Annotated in this window: 10 protein-coding genes; 2 read left to right on the forward strand and 8 right to left on the reverse strand. The window is 70.0% G+C overall.

The annotated features are described in order from the left end of the window. Positions 1-2: 2 nt before the first annotated feature. From WME90_RS41020 to WME90_RS41045, 6 genes are all read right to left on the reverse strand, one after another. The gene (locus WME90_RS41020) at positions 3-848 is read right to left on the reverse strand and encodes a hypothetical protein (protein ID WP_437277541.1); all 846 of its coding nucleotides are present in this window, start codon (positions 846-848) and stop codon (positions 3-5) included. Positions 849-985: 137 nt separating this feature from the next. Next, positions 986-4834, reverse strand: a complete 3849-nt coding sequence (locus tag WME90_RS41025; RefSeq protein ID WP_437277542.1) for a serine/threonine-protein kinase — start codon at positions 4832-4834, stop codon at positions 986-988. 299 nt (positions 4835-5133) lie between these two features. Beyond that, complete coding sequence (locus tag WME90_RS41030; RefSeq protein WP_437277543.1) at positions 5134-6942, reverse strand: family 43 glycosylhydrolase; 1809 nt, start codon at positions 6940-6942, stop codon at positions 5134-5136. Between the two features lie 308 nt (positions 6943-7250). Beyond that, a complete protein-coding gene (locus WME90_RS41035) occupies positions 7251-8417 on the reverse strand; it encodes an N-acetylglucosamine-6-phosphate deacetylase (protein ID WP_437277544.1) in 1167 nt (388 codons plus the stop codon). A gap of 289 nt (positions 8418-8706) precedes the next feature. Then, entirely contained in the window at positions 8707-9744 is a 1038-nt protein-coding gene (locus WME90_RS41040; protein ID WP_437277545.1) for an alpha/beta hydrolase family esterase, read from the reverse strand. 278 nt (positions 9745-10022) lie between these two features. Continuing rightward, positions 10023-10811 (reverse strand): hypothetical protein, encoded by a 789-nt coding sequence (locus WME90_RS41045; RefSeq protein WP_437277546.1) that lies wholly within the window; start codon positions 10809-10811, stop codon positions 10023-10025. Between the two features lie 431 nt (positions 10812-11242). Between WME90_RS41045 and WME90_RS41050 the strand changes: the two genes are divergently transcribed. After that, positions 11243-12142 carry a hotdog fold thioesterase gene (locus WME90_RS41050; RefSeq protein ID WP_437277547.1) on the forward strand — a complete coding sequence of 300 codons (900 nt, stop codon included), beginning with the start codon at positions 11243-11245 and terminating at the stop codon, positions 12140-12142. A 102-nt stretch (positions 12143-12244) separates the two neighbouring features. Here the strand turns inward: WME90_RS41050 and WME90_RS41055 are convergent, their stop codons facing one another. Together WME90_RS41055 and metG are read right to left on the reverse strand one after the other, a co-directional pair. Next, positions 12245-13453: a cytochrome P450 gene (locus tag WME90_RS41055; protein ID WP_437277548.1), complete on the reverse strand. Its 1209-nt coding sequence runs from the start codon at positions 13451-13453 to the stop codon at positions 12245-12247. A 163-nt stretch (positions 13454-13616) separates the two neighbouring features. Next, positions 13617-15695: a methionine--tRNA ligase gene (gene metG / locus WME90_RS41060; protein WP_437277549.1), complete on the reverse strand. Its 2079-nt coding sequence runs from the start codon at positions 15693-15695 to the stop codon at positions 13617-13619. A 182-nt stretch (positions 15696-15877) separates the two neighbouring features. On the opposite strand from metG, the gene WME90_RS41065 reads away from it, so the two are divergent. Then, entirely contained in the window at positions 15878-16486 is a 609-nt protein-coding gene (locus tag WME90_RS41065; protein WP_437277550.1) for a Dps family protein, read from the forward strand. Positions 16487-16612: the final 126 nt, after the last annotated feature.

Genomic DNA, 16612 nt, shown 5'->3' on the forward strand with positions numbered 1-16612 from the left:
GGTCAGGGCAAGGCGGTGGTGATCACCTCCTTCGTGGTCGCGGTGCTCTGGCCAGGGCGGTCGACACAGGACGGGTAGTACTGGCCGGCCCCGTTGAGGGACTGGCAGACCCGGCTGCACGCCCCGACGATGCGGATCACCCCGCACTCCACGATCTGGCCCTCGGAGGTCATGTGGCCCGCGGCGCAGTCGCGCTGGTGGGCGCGCGAGTTGTCGACCGTCGCGCTGTTGTAGCAGGTGTTGAGGTAGGGCTGCGCGGCGAACAGGTTGCCCCAGAAGGCCCCCTCGACGTCCGGATAATCGATGAGCTCCTGGCTGGAAGAGAGCGTCTTCAGCGGATCCCGCAGCGAGCGGGCGGAGAGGAGGACCGGTGTTTGATAGTAGTTCACGCGCGCCGCCACGCAGCTCGTGACCATGCGCTGCCCGAGCTCGTCGAGCGGCCCGCTCGCCCAGGTGGGCGCGACGCCGAGCAGACCGGGGTACTTCTCGTTGTGGATCTTGCCGCTGGAGTCCGTCCACGAGAAGTTGAAGGACCCCGTGCTGTTCAGGGCGCAGCTCGTCGCATAACGCATGAACTCGCGCGCCAGCGTGCCGTTAGGACCGGGATCCCGGATCACGGCCAGGTTCTGCGCGCTGAGGCCGTTGAGGTTCAGGGCGTTGAGGTTCAGGGCATTGAGGTTCAAGGCGTTGAGGTTCAGGGCGTTCGCGCTGAGCGCGTTGCCGCTCAGGAGCGCCCCCTGGGATTCCCCGACAAGCTCATCCTGCGCACCGGTGTCCCCGACCTCGGCGGCGCAGCCCGACAGCACCCCAGCCCAGCCAAGCACGATGAATGTCCGCTTGAGAGACATGGGTTCCCCCCCATTTCTGGCGCACGACCCGGCGGCTCCCTGCGCGCGGCGCGCGAACGCACCAACCATCATCCATAGGTTCGCTATGGGTTCAATGTTCTACCTTTTCCGGCATTGTCACGCCCGTGAAAGGTGATTCAGCGGCGGCGAGGGTGGGTGTCGCGAACGTCCGTTTCTGTCCGCTTCGTCAGCTCCGCGTGCCAGCGACGGAGGCGACCGCCCATGACGGTCGGAATGGTGGAGGCGGCCGCGAGGGCGCGCTCGAGCTGCGACAGGGCGTCGGCGTGCCGGCCGCGGCGGAGGGCGGCGAGGGCCCGCGCTTCGAGCACCTCGATCCGCTCCTGCCCTACCGAGCAGCGCGCGGAGCGCTCCTCGAGCGCGGCCCACGCGGCGCGGTCGTCGTCGCGCGTCGCGAGCTCGATCATCGCGCAGAGCACGTCCTCCGAAGGCTTCAGCGCCTCGCAGCCGGCTTCCTCTTGCGCCGGGCGGAGCCGCAGGGCGATCTCGCGAGCGCCCGCCTCATCGCCCTGGTAGAGCCGCAAGCGCGCGCTCAGGAGCGCCAAGGCGATCGACGCGTGGCGATCGCCGCAGCGGGGCGCTATCGCCTCGACGGCGCGCGCGTGGGACGCCGCGGCCTCGAGATCGTCCATCAAATACAGGTACTCGGCGAGGTTGTAGCGGCCGACGAGCTCGATCGCGAGCTGGCCGAGGTCGCGCCCGAGCGCGATGGTGCGCTCGAAATCGGCGATCATCCCGGCGCGGTCGCCCAGGAGGGCCCGCGCTAGCGCGCGGTTGTTGAGCGCAGCGCCGAGGTGCATGAGGTCGCTGCGCTCCTCGCAGCTACGGATCACCGCGTCGAGGTCCTGCGCCGCCTCCTCGACGCGGCCGAGGCTGGGCAGGATGAAGCCGAGCAGCAGCCGGGCGATGATGTGCGTCTCGTGGCCCTCGTCCCCGAGCGCCGCGGCGTGCTCCGCGGCGTGCGTCAGCACCATGGCGGCCTCGTCCTCGCGGTCGACGCGGTGGAGCGAGCGGCCCATGCCGAGGAGCAGGCGGGCGCCGAGCAGGGGGGAGGCCACCCAGTCGGCGAGGCGCTCGGCGGCCGCGACCCGCCCGCTTGCCGCCTGATACTCGCCTGTCCAGTCGAGGATCATGGCCTCGTCGAGGAGGAGCTCGATCTCGGCCGCTGGCTCCGACGCCGCGGCCGACTCCTCGCGCGCCGCCGCGAGGTCGGCGAGCGCCTCCGTGTAGCGGCCGAGCCGGAAGCGAACGAGGCCTCGCGCGCGGCGCGCCGCAGGAGGCAGCGCGCCGAGCAGCGCCTCGGCGCGCCCGTAGCAGCCCTCGGCGTCGGGGTAGGCCCGGCGCGCGGCCGCGAGCTCGGCGCCCCGGACGAGGAGCGACGCCGCCCGGGCTGTCAGCCCGCCGCGCTCGCAGTGCGCCGCGAGCACCAGCGGATCGGTCTCGCCCGCGGCCTCGAGCCACCCGGCGGCGAGGCGGTGGCCGAGCGCTCGATCCTCCTCGGTGAGCTGCGCATACGCGCCCTCGCGCAGGAGCGCCTGGCGAAAGGCGTACTCCTCCTCGCCGGGGAAGCGGCCCTCGCGGTGGCGTACGCAGAGCTCTCCGGTGACGAGCGCGGAGAGGTGGCTCGCGAGCAGCGCGGCCTCGCCGCCCCCGAGCAGGTGCTCGACGGCGCCTCGCCAGAACACCTCGCCGAGCACGCTGGCGGCGCGCAGGATCCGGCGCGCGGGGGGCGGGAGCGCCTCCAGCCGGACCTGCACCATCGCCACCACCGTCTCGGGCAGCGCGTCGGCCCGGCCTTCCGCGGTCGCGCGGATCAGCTCCTCGAGGAAGAAGGGCTGGCCCTCGGACTGGGTGACCAGGCGATCGATGAGCGCCCCGTCGGCCGCGTCGCCCAGCGCCTCCCGCGCGAGCTGCGCGCACGCCCTCGGCGAGAGCTGCCTGAGGCAGAGCTCCTGCCGACCGCGCTCGGCCCACAGATCGGGGTACGCCTGCTTGATCTCGGGGCGCGCCGTGGCGATCACCACGAGCGGCTGGTCCGCGAGCTCGCGCAAGACCGCGTCGATGGCCGCGACGGAGGCGCGATCGGCCCAGTGCACGTCCTCGAGCGCGAGCACCACCGGCTGGGCGGCGCACTCGGCGCGCAGGAAATCGCGGAGCGCGCGCTGCATCTGCTCGCCGAGCAGCTCGGGATCCTGCCGGGCGGCGCGGAGCGGGAGGCTGTCCTCGTCGGGGAACGGGACGCCGGCGAGCTCGCCGAGGAACTCGTCGATCCGGCGCCGCTCCGCCTCGGGAACGCGGCGGGCGACGCGGGCCCGGAGGAGCGCGCGCCGCTCCTCGACGGGCTCGCCGCCCTTGATCCCCGCCGTGCCCCGGATCGCCTCCGCGAGCAGGCCGCCGATCGATCCGGCGCGCAGCGGATCCCCCCGCCCCGCCCAGATCTCCGCGGGCGCACCGGCGCGCCGGAGGGCCGCGAGGTGCTCTTGGAGGAGGCGGGACTTGCCCATGCCCGCGCCGCCGATGACGAGCACCGCCCGGGCGGCCGGCTCGCCGGCGCACCCGGCGAAGGTCTGATCCAGCAGGCGGAGCTCGTGATCGCGGCCGACGCAGGCCGTGGGCCTGCCGAGGAGCGGGCGCCACGGCGCGGCGGCGCCCCGCTCGCCGCGGAGCTCGAGGGCGCCGGACGCGGTGCTCGCGGCCTCGAAGCGGGCCTCGAGCAGCCTGGCGGTGGTCTTGTCGACGAGGATCTGCGGCGCGCCCGCGCGGCCCACGCTCCGGAGCAGCCCCGCCGCGCGCTGGATGGCGTCGCCGACCGGCAGTCCGCACCCGAGCTCGCCCCAGCCGACGGTGATCGCGATCGGGCGATCGGGGACGCGCTCGCGAAGGGCCAGCGCGCAGCGCGCGAGCTGCGCGGCGACGTCGGTAGGCACGTGCGGGCGGCCGACGATGAGCACCGCGGTACCGTCGGCGAGCAGCTCGAGGCGCCCCTCGAAGCGGGCGGCGACCTCTCGGAGCGCGCCGGCGTCCGCGCTCACGTCGGAGACGGAGACGGTGGCGTCGAGCGCGGAAGCCGGCGCGCGGCCCACCACCGCGACGCCATGGAAGCGGCGCTCGCTGCAGGTGAGCGCGGAGCTCGTCGGCGCCGAGCTCCATCCGCCTTGGACCTCCTGCGTCGCGAGCGCGGCGTGGGCCGCGGCCCCGTCGCGCGGGCGCCGCGCCGGGTCCTTCTCGAGCATCTGCGAGAGCAGCGCGTCGAGCCACAGGGGCGCGTCGGGGCAGAGCTGCGACAGGCGCGGCGGCTCGTCGAAGATGATCCTGGCGAGGAGCGCGACGAGGTGATCCGCCTGGAACGGCGGGGCGCCTGTGAGGCACTCGAAGAGCACGCATCCGAGCGAGAAGATGTCGGCGGGCGCGCCGACCTCATCGCCGCTGCGCGCCTGTTCCGGAGCCATGTATTGGGGCGTGCCGACAAGCACCCCAGCGCCGGTGATCGGGTGCATGTCCGAGAAGCGGGCGACCCCGAAATCGAGGAGCTTGGGCTCCTCGATCCGTCCGCCGACGAGGAGGATGTTGGCCGGCTTGAGATCGCGGTGGACGATCCCCCGCGCGTGGGCGGCGCCCAGGGCCGCAGCGACGCGCGCCCCGAGCGCCACCGCCTCGGCGACGGTGAGCCGCCGTCGCAAGAGGAGGCGGGAGAGGTCCTCTCCCTCGATCCATTCCATGACCAGGAAGGGCGTGCTCTCGCGCGCGGCTTTGTAGGCGATGTACCGCACGATCCCCGGGTGATCGAGCCGGGCGAGGAGCTCCGCCTCCAGCGCGAAGCGCGCGAGGTGGTCCGGCGACGGATCGTGCAGCACCTTGGCGGCGACCCGCCTTCCGGTGGTGACGTCCAAGGCGCGGTAGACCGCGCCCATCCCGCCGGCCTCCGCGAGCGCTTCGATCCGGAAGCGCCCCCCCAAGAGCTCCCCCAAGCGCACCTATCAAGGATAGACGGAGAATGCCGTTCGTCTAGCCCGCAGCTCGGATTGTCGCCGCGCCTCCCGCGCGCGGCGCCCCGGACACATCGATGCGTTTGCCTCGATTGCGACCCGGGCCGATCATCGATCCAGGCTCATCTGGTGGGCTGCTCGACGAGGCGCTTCAGCAGGGTCGCGAAGCCTGTCCGGCCGCCCCTTGTCGCGCTTTCGGCGGCGTCCAGGGCCAGGTGTTCGGACGAGCGAAGCGCTCGCGTCGCTCGAGACGTCCGTGAGGCGGACGAACGGCTCGCGTGTTACGGCTTGGTTATCTCGAAGGACGCGACCTTCACCGAGCCACCGAGAGACTGCGTGGCGTAGTTGAAGATACCGAACCGGTAACCGAGGAAGTACTGCCAGTTCTTGTTCATGCTGAGCGTGTTGCCGAGGCTGGTGAATCGGGTGCCATCGGTGCTGTAGGAGAAGCGCGCTTGCCCACCGCCGCCGTCCGTGCGGATGTTGGCCTCCACGCGCAGCCAGATCTTGCCGCCGGACACGTCGGCGCCAGCCGCCTCGGTACCCTTGCCCGTCGTGGCCCAGGAGGTGTTCATGTTGACCCCATTGGTCATCACGACGCGCGTCGCCCCGTTCGCTCTCTTGACCCCGATCCACGCCGACACGTCACGCAGGGCGGCGAGGCCGGCCACGTCACCGTTCTGCATCTTGCTATAGTCCAGCTCGATCGTCGCGATGGAGACGGGACCTTCGATGCGGTGTGTCAGCGTGTTTCGCGCAGCATAGAGATCGTCGGTCACCGTCGCCGTCTGCAGCGTCAGCCCAGCCCCGGAGGACCACTTTGTCTTGTCGGGGTTGTGGTTCCACTCCCACTCGGGGCGCAGGGCAGCTCCCTCGAACATGTCCTTGTTCACGCGCGGCTTCACGCGGTTCGATCCGCAAGGCAGGTCCGGGAAGGGGTACGTACCTCCCCATTTGCCGTCCACCAAGGTGAGCGAGGGCCAGCCGTCGGTCCACGTCATCGGGGCCATGACCGGGATGCGGCCAGCCGGGTACGAGTCATTGAATCCGAGGTAGTACCAATCCCCGTTTTGCGTCTCGACGACGCCGCCTTGGTGCGGCGATCCACCGGAGCCCGGAGCGCCAGCGTAGGGCAGCTTGACCGCGAAGGGCCGCAGCTCGTAGGGACCGAACGGCCCCTTCGTCGAGCGCAGCACGTACTCGCCATTCGCATACTGCGTGGTGAAAATGTAGTAGGCCCCGTCCTTCTTGATGAAGCGAGATCCCTCCAGCGGTCCGGAGAGGTTAGCCGGCGTCTGGAACACGACCTGGCTCTTGACCTGGCTGAAGCCGTCCGCGCTCAGCTGGGCCACGCTGATCGTGTTGTTTCCAGAAGCGACGTACATGGTGTCGTCGTCGTCGATGAGCAGCCCCATGTCGTAGTAGCAACCACCCTTGTGCTTTTCCCACGGGCCTTCGGGGGACTTGGAGGTGAAGACCCAGCCGCCGCCCGCGTTGTGCATGCAGCCCATCCAGTAGAAGGTCTCGTTGCTCTTCCGATACTGGAGCGTGGACGCCCAGATGCCGTTGACATACGATCTACCCCTGCTCATGTCGTACGAGGCGTCGAAGTCCAGCAGGGGAACGGAGTGTGAGACGTATTCCCAATGGACCAGGTCGTAGGAGCGTAGCAGGGGCGCTCCGGGCGAATGGTGGAACGTGGACGCCGTGTAGTAGTAGGTGTCGTCGACGCGAATGACCTCCAGATCGGGGAGGTCTTCCCAGATGAGAGGATTGGAGTAGGTCTCAGGGCAGACAGCAGGCTCGATACCGCCGCCGCTGCCCCCGTCGCCACCGCCGGCGCCCTCACCGCCGCTACCGCCTCCACCGGCGACGCTGCCGGCTCCCTCACCGCCGGTTCCCGCTGCGCCGCTGCTGGCCGAGCTGCTGCTGTTGTTGCTGCTGCTGCTGCTGGAGCTCGACGACGAAGATCCCGTGCCAGAAGAGGCCGCCGAGTCCGGCTCGGGCTCCTGGTTCTCCGTACCGCCGCAAGCCCCAAGCAATGCCGAGAATACAAGACCGGTCACCAGGCTCGAACGAGCGTGATCCATGTTGAGCACCTACTTTAAGCGTTTGTCCGGTACGACAACCCGAGCGACAGCGCGCGCAACAACGCCGAACGGCACGGCTCGGTCGCGCGGCCGCCGTCCCTCACTCCGGGGGTCGACGCAATTGTGAACGTTCACATTGCGGCGTCAACCAAATTCGATCGGCGCGCGGCGCTCCTCGTCCCGCCGGACGCGCGGCGACGGGCGGCCGCGTCGTCCGCGTGAGTTGCCCAACGAGCTTGGCGCGCGCGAGCTCGTAGGTTTCGGCAGATCTGACGCCGTGTCGCACGAGCTCGTCCCCGGGAACCGGGTCAGGCAGCTGAGGCTGTGCAGTGCAGAGGTGATCTATCGCCCACCACGATCGCCCGTAAGCGAAACTCCTGCCCCGGCGACCAATCGAACAGAATCAACTCCGCCGGCTCGCCGACCTCCATCCGGCGCGGGGGCAACCCCAGCAAGGCGCGCGGCCGGTTCGACGCCAGATCGATGGTGTCCGGCAGGGATGTCTCGCCCAGCTGGAGCAGGTTGCGCACGCACAGGTCCGTGAACGCCCAGGAGCCGGCGAGGAAGCTGGTGCCGAGCACGACGATCTTGCCCGCCGGGAGGATCTCGAATTCCTGATCCCATTCGCGGTACTTCCCGGGCGGCAGCCCGGCCAGGGGGCACGCGTCGCACGTCACGATCAGCCGGGCCGGCGTCTTGACGCGCAGGATGCTGCGCATCACCGGGATGGGGAGGTGGTGCCCGTCGGCGATGATGCTGGCCGAGAGCTCATCCGCCGCCAGCTGCTCCCAGAGGTAGTTGTCGTGCCGGGGCAACATCGCATGGGAACCGTTGCCGAGGTGGGTGCTCATGCGCGCGCCCGCGCGGATCGCGTCGCGAATGCAGCTCGCCGACGCGGCCGTGTGGCCGATGGCGACGACCACGCCCGCCTTCGCCAGCTTCTCGATGAACGGCAGCGCCCCTTCCGTCTCCGGCGCCAGCGTCACCATCTTGATCATGCCGCGGGCGGCCTCGTCCTGAAAGCGCTGAAACTCCTCCCAGCTGGGTGGGCGGACATGTTGCCTCGGATGCGCCCCGCGCGGCCCATCGTCCGGCGAGATGTAGGGGCCTTCCAGGTGGATCCCGGCGATGGCCCGGCTCACGTCCCGATCCTCGTCGCACGCGGCGCGAAGGGTGCGGAGGCCGTGCATCAGGGCGTCGAACGAGCTCGTCACGAGCGTGGGGCAGAGCTGGGCGACGCCGTGGCGCTGGCACGTGTCCACGACGTGGTGGACTTGTGCGCGCGTCAGCTGGGGGGAGTTGAAGCTGATCCCCTCGCAGCCATTGATCTGCATATCGCAAAAGGCGGGAGCGACCCAGTCCGCCTCGCAATCGGCGGGCTCGGCGCCGGCGGGGTCGAGGCGCTGAATCGCGCCTCGCTCGCAGACGAGATCGAGCGGCTCGCCGGTTCGATAGTGCTTCGCCCGCACGCGCATCGCAGGGTGCCGCAGCTCCGCTTGCTCTCCCCTCTCCCGCAGGGCGAGGGGGCTCTTGTGGAACGTGTGCTCGGCCCGGACAGCGGCGTTCCGTCTTTTTATGGACTACCCCGCACGCCGATTCGACGGCATGTTGACGTGGGGGAATGGCTGGCGCAAGCGCCTCCGGGTGAATCGGTGAGAGCTTCACCGTCCGGATTGCGTGTGCTCTCGTCTTCCGTCTCCCGTCCTCACCTTCGCTCGCGTCCGCCGCCATGCGGAGACGACGAACGATCGGGCCGGAACGTCCTTACGGCAACTCCGTGAAGAAGTCGTACATCGCCTGGATGGCAAAACACGGCACGCCGTGGCTCGTGTTGCTGTACGCCGGATCGTCGTGCGAGCACCAGATCGTCGGCTCCGAGCAGCCGCTGTAGGAAACGCAGCCGGGGTTGACCGCCTTGCCGCTGCTCTGGCAGCCCATGACCTCGGAATACGGCGTCGAGCTCATCTCGCACCCATTCGCGGTGCGAAACCTGGCGACCGTGCTCGCCCCGTCTCCCCCGCGAACGGTGTCGTTCTTGCCCTGAATGTACATCACAGGAACGGACACCTGCAGCGCACCGTAGTCGGAGGCCGCGACGGGCGCGACCGCCCTGAAGCGCATGTGCTCGGCATCGGACTTGTGCGCCAGGATCTGCACGATCATCTGGGCACCGGAGCTGTGGCCGGTGGCGAACACACGGTCCATGTCGATGCAGTAGTTGTCCATGAGGTCGTCGTAGATTTTGAGGACCTTGGCGATGTCGTTGCCGTAGTTCCAGCACCCACCCCGGTCCGACGACCTTCCCACGGCGCGCACGTACTCCGCCTCGAACGCCGATCCCCGGGTGAGGTTGATGAACTGGTCGATGGGATTGCCGCAGGCGTGGAAGCCCATCAAGAGGGGGAGAGGGGTGTTGCCGTCGTAGCTGTCCGGGAACGTGTAGATGTGATCGTTGTCGACCGTGACCGTTCCGCTTTGGGGCCGCCCCGACTTGCCGCAGCCTGGGCTCGGGTTGCCCGTGGGTGTCTCGGCGCCGCCGGTCCCCGTGCCGCCGCCCCCGGCCGGCGAAGCGCCGCCGGTCGAATCCCCTGTCGTGCCGCTGCTGGAGGAGCCGCCGTCATTGCTCGTGCTCCCCGTGGAGGCGGTTTCCCCGCTGCCCGCGGAAGCGTCGGCCCCACCTGCGCCGCCCGAGGTCGGACCGGCTCCGCCGCCCCCCGCGCCGGGAGAGCCTGTCTCCGACGAGCAAGCGAGCAACATCAAGGCGACGGCCGGGAAAGAAGAATAAGCACCTGGTTTCAGCATGATCTGGCCCCTGTCGCGATGGCGCGACTCGTCTGTCGGCACTCGCCCCGTGCCGATCCCACGTATGGCGGGCTATCCAGAGCAAAGCGAAAGAACGACCGGAAGGCCGATTGTGAGCGCTCACATATCCGGTGTCAATACCCATGGACGGGCGTGCGGCCCTCGTCGATCCCGACAGGGTGCAGCAGCGGCCGGCCGCTGCACCCGCGTGAGATGCCCCACAAATTCAGCTCGTGCGAGCCCGTCGTTCCCGGGGGACCTGGGCGGTGCTCTCGAGCTCAGTTGACGACGATCGCGCAGCAGCCGACGACGCAGATGTAGCCATCGGCGCACCCGTCGCTGCAGGGGTCCGAGCACGTCGGGCCCGTCGGAGCAGACCCGCCTTCCCCGCCGCTCGGGTCACCGCCGCTGGGGTCACCGCCGCTGGGGTCGCCGCCGTCGCTCTCTCCCGTGCTCCCGTCGTGGCCGCAGCCGCCCGCGCCGTCGTCGCTCCCGCCCGGGTCGCCGGAGCCGCTGTCATCACCCGGGTCGTCAGAGCCGCTGCCGGGGCCGCCGTCGCAATGGCCAGGGCCGGTGCCGCCCTCGTTGAAGTCCGCGAGCGCACCTCCCAGCGAGACGGCCTCGTCGGCCGCGTCGCCCTGCTTGATGCCGTAAGGGAGCCGGCCATCGGCGTCCTTGTTGGCGACCATCCACGCCTCGGCGTCCGCGAGCGCCCCACCCAGGGCCGCGTCGTCCGCGCCGCTCCGCACGTTCAGCAGCGCGGCGATCAGCTGGTGGCCCAGGATCAGGCTTGTGTCGCCCCGCGGGGCCGTCCGAAAGAGATCGAGCAGCTCTTCCTGGGTGTAGTCGACCCCTCCGATGGTGAGCGTCGATGTCGGCCAGCTCTCCTCGTGGTTCTTCCAGTAGCCCTGGGTGAGCGTACAGCCGTCGCCCTCGGACGTGGGCGTACTCGTGACGACGTTGCCGCTCCCCTCGCCGAGGCGATCCGCATCGCCGTTCCCACAGGCGACGAGGGCGGATCCGACCAGCGACAGACATCCCACAAGAACCATCCTGCCAAGCGTCATGATTCCTCCTGAAGTTGCTCATCGTGCGATGTGCGCCTCTCACGAGGAGCGAGCGACATCGCGCGTGCCAAGCGGCGGGCAGGGCGCCCGATCGGGGCGCACCGGCGGCCCCCGATCCGGCGGGATCACGGTCTCGATCCACCCGAATCAGCTGCAGCTCATGAGGAGCTGCGCTCCCGGTCCCTTCAGTGCCGGCGTGAGCCCGGCGCGGCTCATGTTTTTGGGGGTGCCTGAAGATTCGATATCGTTCTTGGTCGATTGAATTTTTCTCCCATCATCATATGTACTGTCCAGCTCGCCGCGCCGGAGAGAGGTCCTCCCCCTGCAGCGCTGCGCCGAGGGCGACCGGCGTGAGCAAGACGCGTCGATCGGCGTGGACAGCCATGCGCGGCCAGGCTGGACGACCCCGGCCGATCTCCGGACACTACGGCATGACCGAGAACATCAGGACGCGGTTCAAGGACGGCTCCTATCCGTCCGACCTAGGCGTGGAGATCGAGGCCACCGACGACGCGCAATCGCGGCTCGCTCTGCCCTACGAAGAGCGGAACACCATGTTCGGGCTGGTCCACGGCGGCGCCATCGCCTCGCTCGTGTCGATCTCCGCGCACGCCGTCGCGCGTGAGCCCCCTCGCGCGGTCAAGGCGCCGCTCCGCACCGTCTCGATGCACGTCGGCTACGTGCGCGCGGCGCGCAAGGCGGTGAGGGTCGAGACGCGCGCCGTGCGCCGCGTGCGCGAGCTGGGCTTCTTCGAGACGCTCATCAGGGACGTGGACGGGAATACGGTTGCGCACGCCTCGTCGACCGTGAGCGAGGCCGGACTGGACAGCGCGCCGGCGGGCTCCCCTCCCCTCATCGATCTTCCCGAGGGAGAACGAGCCGGCGTCGCTCCCTCGGACGACGCGCAGAGCGGCCTCGCGGGCGCGATCCGCGCGGCGATGGCGGCCAGTCCCTTCCTGTCGCGAAGGCAGCTGCGCCTCCTCGGCTTGCGCCGCGGCGCGGTCGAGATGGCGATGGACGCCGCTGCGGTGAACCTCGACGAGGAAGGCGCCATGCACGAAGGGGCCGTCCTGACGCTCATCGACGCCGCCGGCGCCACGTCCCCGTGGACGGTCGCCGCGCCGTCGCCGGGGGCTTCGGGCGCGACGATCGCCCTGAGCGCGCAGATCCTCGGGGCGTTGCCGAGGGACGGGCTCGTCGCGCGCGCCGTCGTGCGCGCGCGCGACGCGCGGATCTGCTGGACCGACGTCGCCGTCGTCGACGGCGCCTCCCGGGAGGTGCACGCCTTCGGGACGGTCGTGTACCGCTTCAGCGAGAAGAACGGGTCATGAGCGATCGACCCGGCGAGCGCCGGGGCTCGTCGAGCAGCGCCTGCGGTGCGTGGGCTGCGGCGCGACCGCCGCGTGCGGCCCGGCGCCTCGGCGCGCCGCGCGCTAGCCGGCGGGGCGCGCGCACCGGACCGGCATCGACTTCACGCCGCTCACCCAGTTCGAGCGGAGCCGCACGGCCGGCCCGGCGAGCTCGAGCTCGGGGAGCCTGCGCAGGAGCTCCTCGAAGGCGACCCGCGCTTCCAGGCGCGCGAGCGCGAGGCCCAGGCACACGTGGGGGCCGACGCCGAAGGAGAGGTGCTCGTTGGGCGTCCGGCCGACATCGAACTTGTGCGGGTCAGTGAACACCGCCTCATCGCGGTTGGCCGAGACGTACCACAGCACCACCTTGTCCCCGGCCGCGATCCGCTGCCCGCCTATCTCGGTGTCCCGCACCGCGGAGCGCCGGAAGTAATAAACCGGCGGCGTGAAGCGCAGCATCTCCTCGATGGCGGTCGGGAGGAGCGACGGATCCTCGAGCAGACGCCGGCGCTCGTCGGGGTGCTCGAGGAGCGCGAGCATCCCGTTGGAGATGAGGTTCTTCGTGGTGTCGTGGCCGGCCGTGAGCAGCAAGTTGAAGAAGCCGCCGAACTCCGTATAGGAGAGCTTCTCGCCGTCCACCTCGGCGGCCATGAGCAAGCTCAGCATGTCGTCCTTGGGCGCCTTCCGCCGCTCCTCGGCGAGCGCGTGCGCATAGGCGTTCATGTTGTGGAGCACGGCGTTCAGCTCCTCGCGCGTGACGCCGTAGTCGGGATCGCTGGCCCCGAAGAACCGCGTCGTCCAGTCGAGCATCTGCTCCTGATCCTCGCGGGGGACGCCGAGCACCTCGAGGATCACGGAGAGCGGCAGCTTGCCCGCGATGTCGCTGGCGAAGTCGCACCCGCCGCGCGCGCAGGCGTCGTCGATGAGCCTCGTCACGAGCTCCCGCACGTGCCCTTCGAGGCGCTGGATGACACGGGGCGTGAACCCCTTGCTGACCAGCGCCCGGAAGCGGGCGTGCCTCGGCGGGTCCATCATGATCATGACATCGGGGTTGTCGCGCATGTCCCCCGGCGGGAGATCCTCGATGAAGAGGCCGCGCCCCGAGCAGAACGCGGCCGGATCGCGCGAGACGCGGGCGACGTCGGCGTGCCGCGTGATCGCCCAGAAGCCCCGGCCCGCCGACTCGGGGTGCCAGTGGACGGGCGCCTCCCGGCGGAGGATCTCGAAGCGATCGTGCGGCGCGCCCGCGAGGTAAAGGTCCGGATCGAGGATATCGACGGTCTCAGGGGTCATCCGGGCAGGATCTCGTCAGGAGCTCCGCGAGCGCAACCGCTTACGACGCATCCTGCCCAGCGCGATGAGCGGGCGCGCCGCCGGCCATGGCCACGGGGGCTCGTCGCCACCCGCTGGCGCGGCGGCTCTCGGGCTCACCGAGCCCGCGCCGCCGGCCGCCGGCTCAGTGCACCCGCATCCCCGGCTTCGCCCCCGAGTCGGGCGCCAGGATGTGCACCGTCTCATCCCCCGCCGCGAGCACCATCCCCTCGCTGAGGCCGAACTTCATCTTCCGCGGCGCCAGGTTGGCGCACACGATGACGAGCCGCCCGATGAGGTCCTCCGGCTTGTAATGCGCCTTGATCCCGGCGAACACCGTCCTTCGCGCGTCCCCGCCGAGCGACACGGTCAGCTTGAGCAGCTTCTTCGCCTCCGGCACGTGCTCCGCCGCCACGATGCGCGCCACGCGCAGGTCGACCTTGCCGAAGTCGTCGATCGTGCACTCGGGCGCGAGCGGCTCCTTGGCGAGCGCCGCGCCGTCGTCCTCCACGGCCGCCCCCGCGCCCGCTGCCGCTGGCGCCGCCTCCGCGGCCGGCGCCCCTGTCGCCCCGCCCGGCGCCGCCGCCTCCTCGGCAGGGCGGCCCTCCGCGATCATCTTCTCCACTGCACCCGGCTCGACCCGCTTCATGAGGTGCTCATACGCGGCCACAGGCGTCCCCACAAGCGGCGTCTTCGCGAGCGCCCACCGGTCCATCGGGCACCCGAGCAGCCGCCCGACGTCGTCGGCCAGCTTCGGCAACACCGGCGCCAGGTAGAGCACGATCTGCCGGAACAGGTTGAGCGCCACGGTGCACACCGCCTGCACCTCCGCCTTCTTCTCCGGCTGCTTCGCCAGCGCCCACGGCTGCATCCGGTCGACATACTCGTTCGCCCGATCCGCGAGCGACACGATGATCCTCGTCGCCCGCGCATAGTCGAACGCCGCGTACGCCGCCCCGATCGCGTCCCCCTCCTCCGCCGCCGCCGCGAACAGCCCCCCGTCCTCCGGGTAGGCCGCCGACAGCCCCGTCTGCGCCACGAAGCGCGACGACCGGCTCGCCAGGTTCACGACCTTGTTCACGAGCTCGGCGTTCACCTTGTTCACGAGCTCTTCCAGGTTCAGATCGATGTCGTCGACCTTCGAGCTCAGCTTGCTCGCGTAGTAATACCGGAGGTACGCCGGGTCGAGGTGCTTCAGGTACGTCGAGGCCAGCACGAACGTGCCTTTGCTCTTCGACATCTTCTCTCCGTTCACGGTGAGGAACCCGTGCACCTGCACGCGCGACGGCAGCGAGAAGCGCGCGCTCTTCAGCATCGCCGGCCAGAAGAGCGTGTGGAAATACACGATATCCTTCCCGATGACGTGGACGATCTCGGTCTCTTCGGATCGCCACCAGTCGTCGAACGCCTCGCCTTCCCGATCGCACCACTCCTTGCTCGCGGCCATGTACCCGACCGGCGCGTCGAACCAGACATACCAGTAGTTCCCGGGCGCGTCGGGGATCTCGAACCCGAAGTACGGCGCGGGGCGCGACACGTCCCAGTCGCGCAGCGGCTCCGACAGGAAGTGCCCCGCGAGGTAGTTCGCGATCTCCTTCGGCATCCGCCCGTCGCCCTGCGTCCAGGTCGACAGGAACGGCCGCTCCGGCTCGATGGCCACCATGAGGTGCTGCGCGCTCCGCAGCTCGGGCCGCGCGCCCGTCAGCGCGCTCCTCGGCTCGATCAGGTCCGTGGCGGCGTAGGTCGAGCCGCACTTGTCGCAGCTGTCGCCGTACTGGTCCGGCGCCGCGCACTTCGGGCAGGTGCCCTTGACGAAGCGATCCGCCAGGAACATGCCCTCCTGCGGATCGAAGAGCTGCGTGACCTCCTTCGTGGTCACCATGCCGCGCTCGCGCAGCGACGCCCAGATCTGCTGGCACAGCGCGCGGTTCGCGGGGGAGTTCGTGCTGCCGTAGTGGTCGAACCGGATCTGGAACGCCGCGAAATCGCGCTGGTGGGCCGCGCTCATGTCGGCGATGACGTCGGCCTCGCTCCGCCCCTCCTGCCGAGCGCGCATCATGATGGCCGTGCCGTGGGTGTCGTCGGCGCACAGGTAAATGCACCTCCGCCCGGTCATGCGCCAGTAACGGGCAAAGATGTCGGTCTGCGTGTACTCGACGAGGTGGCCGATGTGGATGTGCCCGTTGGCGTAGGGCAGCGCGCTGGTGAGCAGGAGCCGTTTCATGCTGGGCTGGACTTTGCACGAAATCCCGGCCGGATGCGAGCCGCGGATGCGGCGCGGCGCGCGCTATCCAGCGGACGCGCGCGGAAAGCTGCCCCGCGCGGACACGATACCGGACGTGCGGCCGTGGACGGAGCCGGCCGCAGCCCTAGATACGCAGTGAACCAGTCGACGAGGAGGGGATCATGTCATCGAAGCACCAGCAACAACGTGGCAAGGATGGACAGACGCGAATCCACGAGGCCCAGCCGCTACTCCGGCAGCGAAGCCCCGAGATCCAGCCTTTCGGGACGCTCGTGGAGTATCAGCTGGCGCTGAGCGTAAAGACTCGCACGGCGAGCGTCAGCGCGTTGAATCAGATCCTGGCGGACACGCTCGTCCTGCGCGACATGTACAAGAAGCACCACTGGCAGGTCTCCGGACCGACCTTCTACCAGCTCCACCTCCTCTTCGATAAGCACTTCAACGAGCAGAACACGCTCATCGACCTGCTCGGCGAGCGGGTGCAGACGCTGGGCGGCATCGCGGTGGCCATGGCGCACGACGTCGTGGAGATGACGAGGGTCGAGCGGCCGGCCCGCGGCCGCGAGCAGGTGCCGGTGCAGATCTCGCGCCTGCTCGACGCCCACGAGGTGGTCCTCGCGGACACGCACGAGGCGTTGAAGGTGACGGCGACGGGTGACGACGCCGGCACCGCCGACCTGCTCATGGGCGAAGTCCTCCGCATGAACGAGATGCACGTGTGGTTCCTCTCGGAGCACCTCGTCGATACACCGCTCGTCCGCGCCACCTGAGCGCCGACACGCCGCTCGTCCGCGCCGCCTGAGCGCCGACACGCCGCTTCCCCCTTCCCCCGACCAGCCCTCCGAGCCCGCTCCGAAAAATCGACGGGGCGCACGTAACCTTTCCGGGCCCTCGAT

It is taken from the genome of Sorangium sp. So ce375 (genome assembly GCF_051473855.1).
Classification (GTDB): domain Bacteria; phylum Myxococcota_A; class Polyangia; order Polyangiales; family Polyangiaceae; genus Sorangium.

Bases quoted from the DNA above. Each gene is read 5' to 3' on its own strand.
- WME90_RS41040 (WP_437277545.1), bottom strand. From the start codon at position 9,744: ATGCTGAAACCAGGTGCTTATTCTTCTTTCCCGGCCGTCGCCTTGATG.
- WME90_RS41050 (WP_437277547.1), top strand. From the start codon at position 11,243: ATGACCGAGAACATCAGGACGCGGTTCAAGGACGGCTCCTATCCGTCC.
- WME90_RS41065 (WP_437277550.1), top strand. From the start codon at position 15,878: ATGTCATCGAAGCACCAGCAACAACGTGGCAAGGATGGACAGACGCGA.
- WME90_RS41035 (WP_437277544.1), bottom strand. From the start codon at position 8,417: ATGCGCGTGCGGGCGAAGCACTATCGAACCGGCGAGCCGCTCGATCTC.
- WME90_RS41055 (WP_437277548.1), bottom strand. From the start codon at position 13,453: ATGACCCCTGAGACCGTCGATATCCTCGATCCGGACCTTTACCTCGCG.
- WME90_RS41030 (WP_437277543.1), bottom strand. From the start codon at position 6,942: ATGGATCACGCTCGTTCGAGCCTGGTGACCGGTCTTGTATTCTCGGCA.
- WME90_RS41020 (WP_437277541.1), bottom strand. From the start codon at position 848: ATGTCTCTCAAGCGGACATTCATCGTGCTTGGCTGGGCTGGGGTGCTG.
- metG (WP_437277549.1), bottom strand. From the start codon at position 15,695: ATGAAACGGCTCCTGCTCACCAGCGCGCTGCCCTACGCCAACGGGCAC.
- WME90_RS41045 (WP_437277546.1), bottom strand. From the start codon at position 10,811: ATGACGCTTGGCAGGATGGTTCTTGTGGGATGTCTGTCGCTGGTCGGA.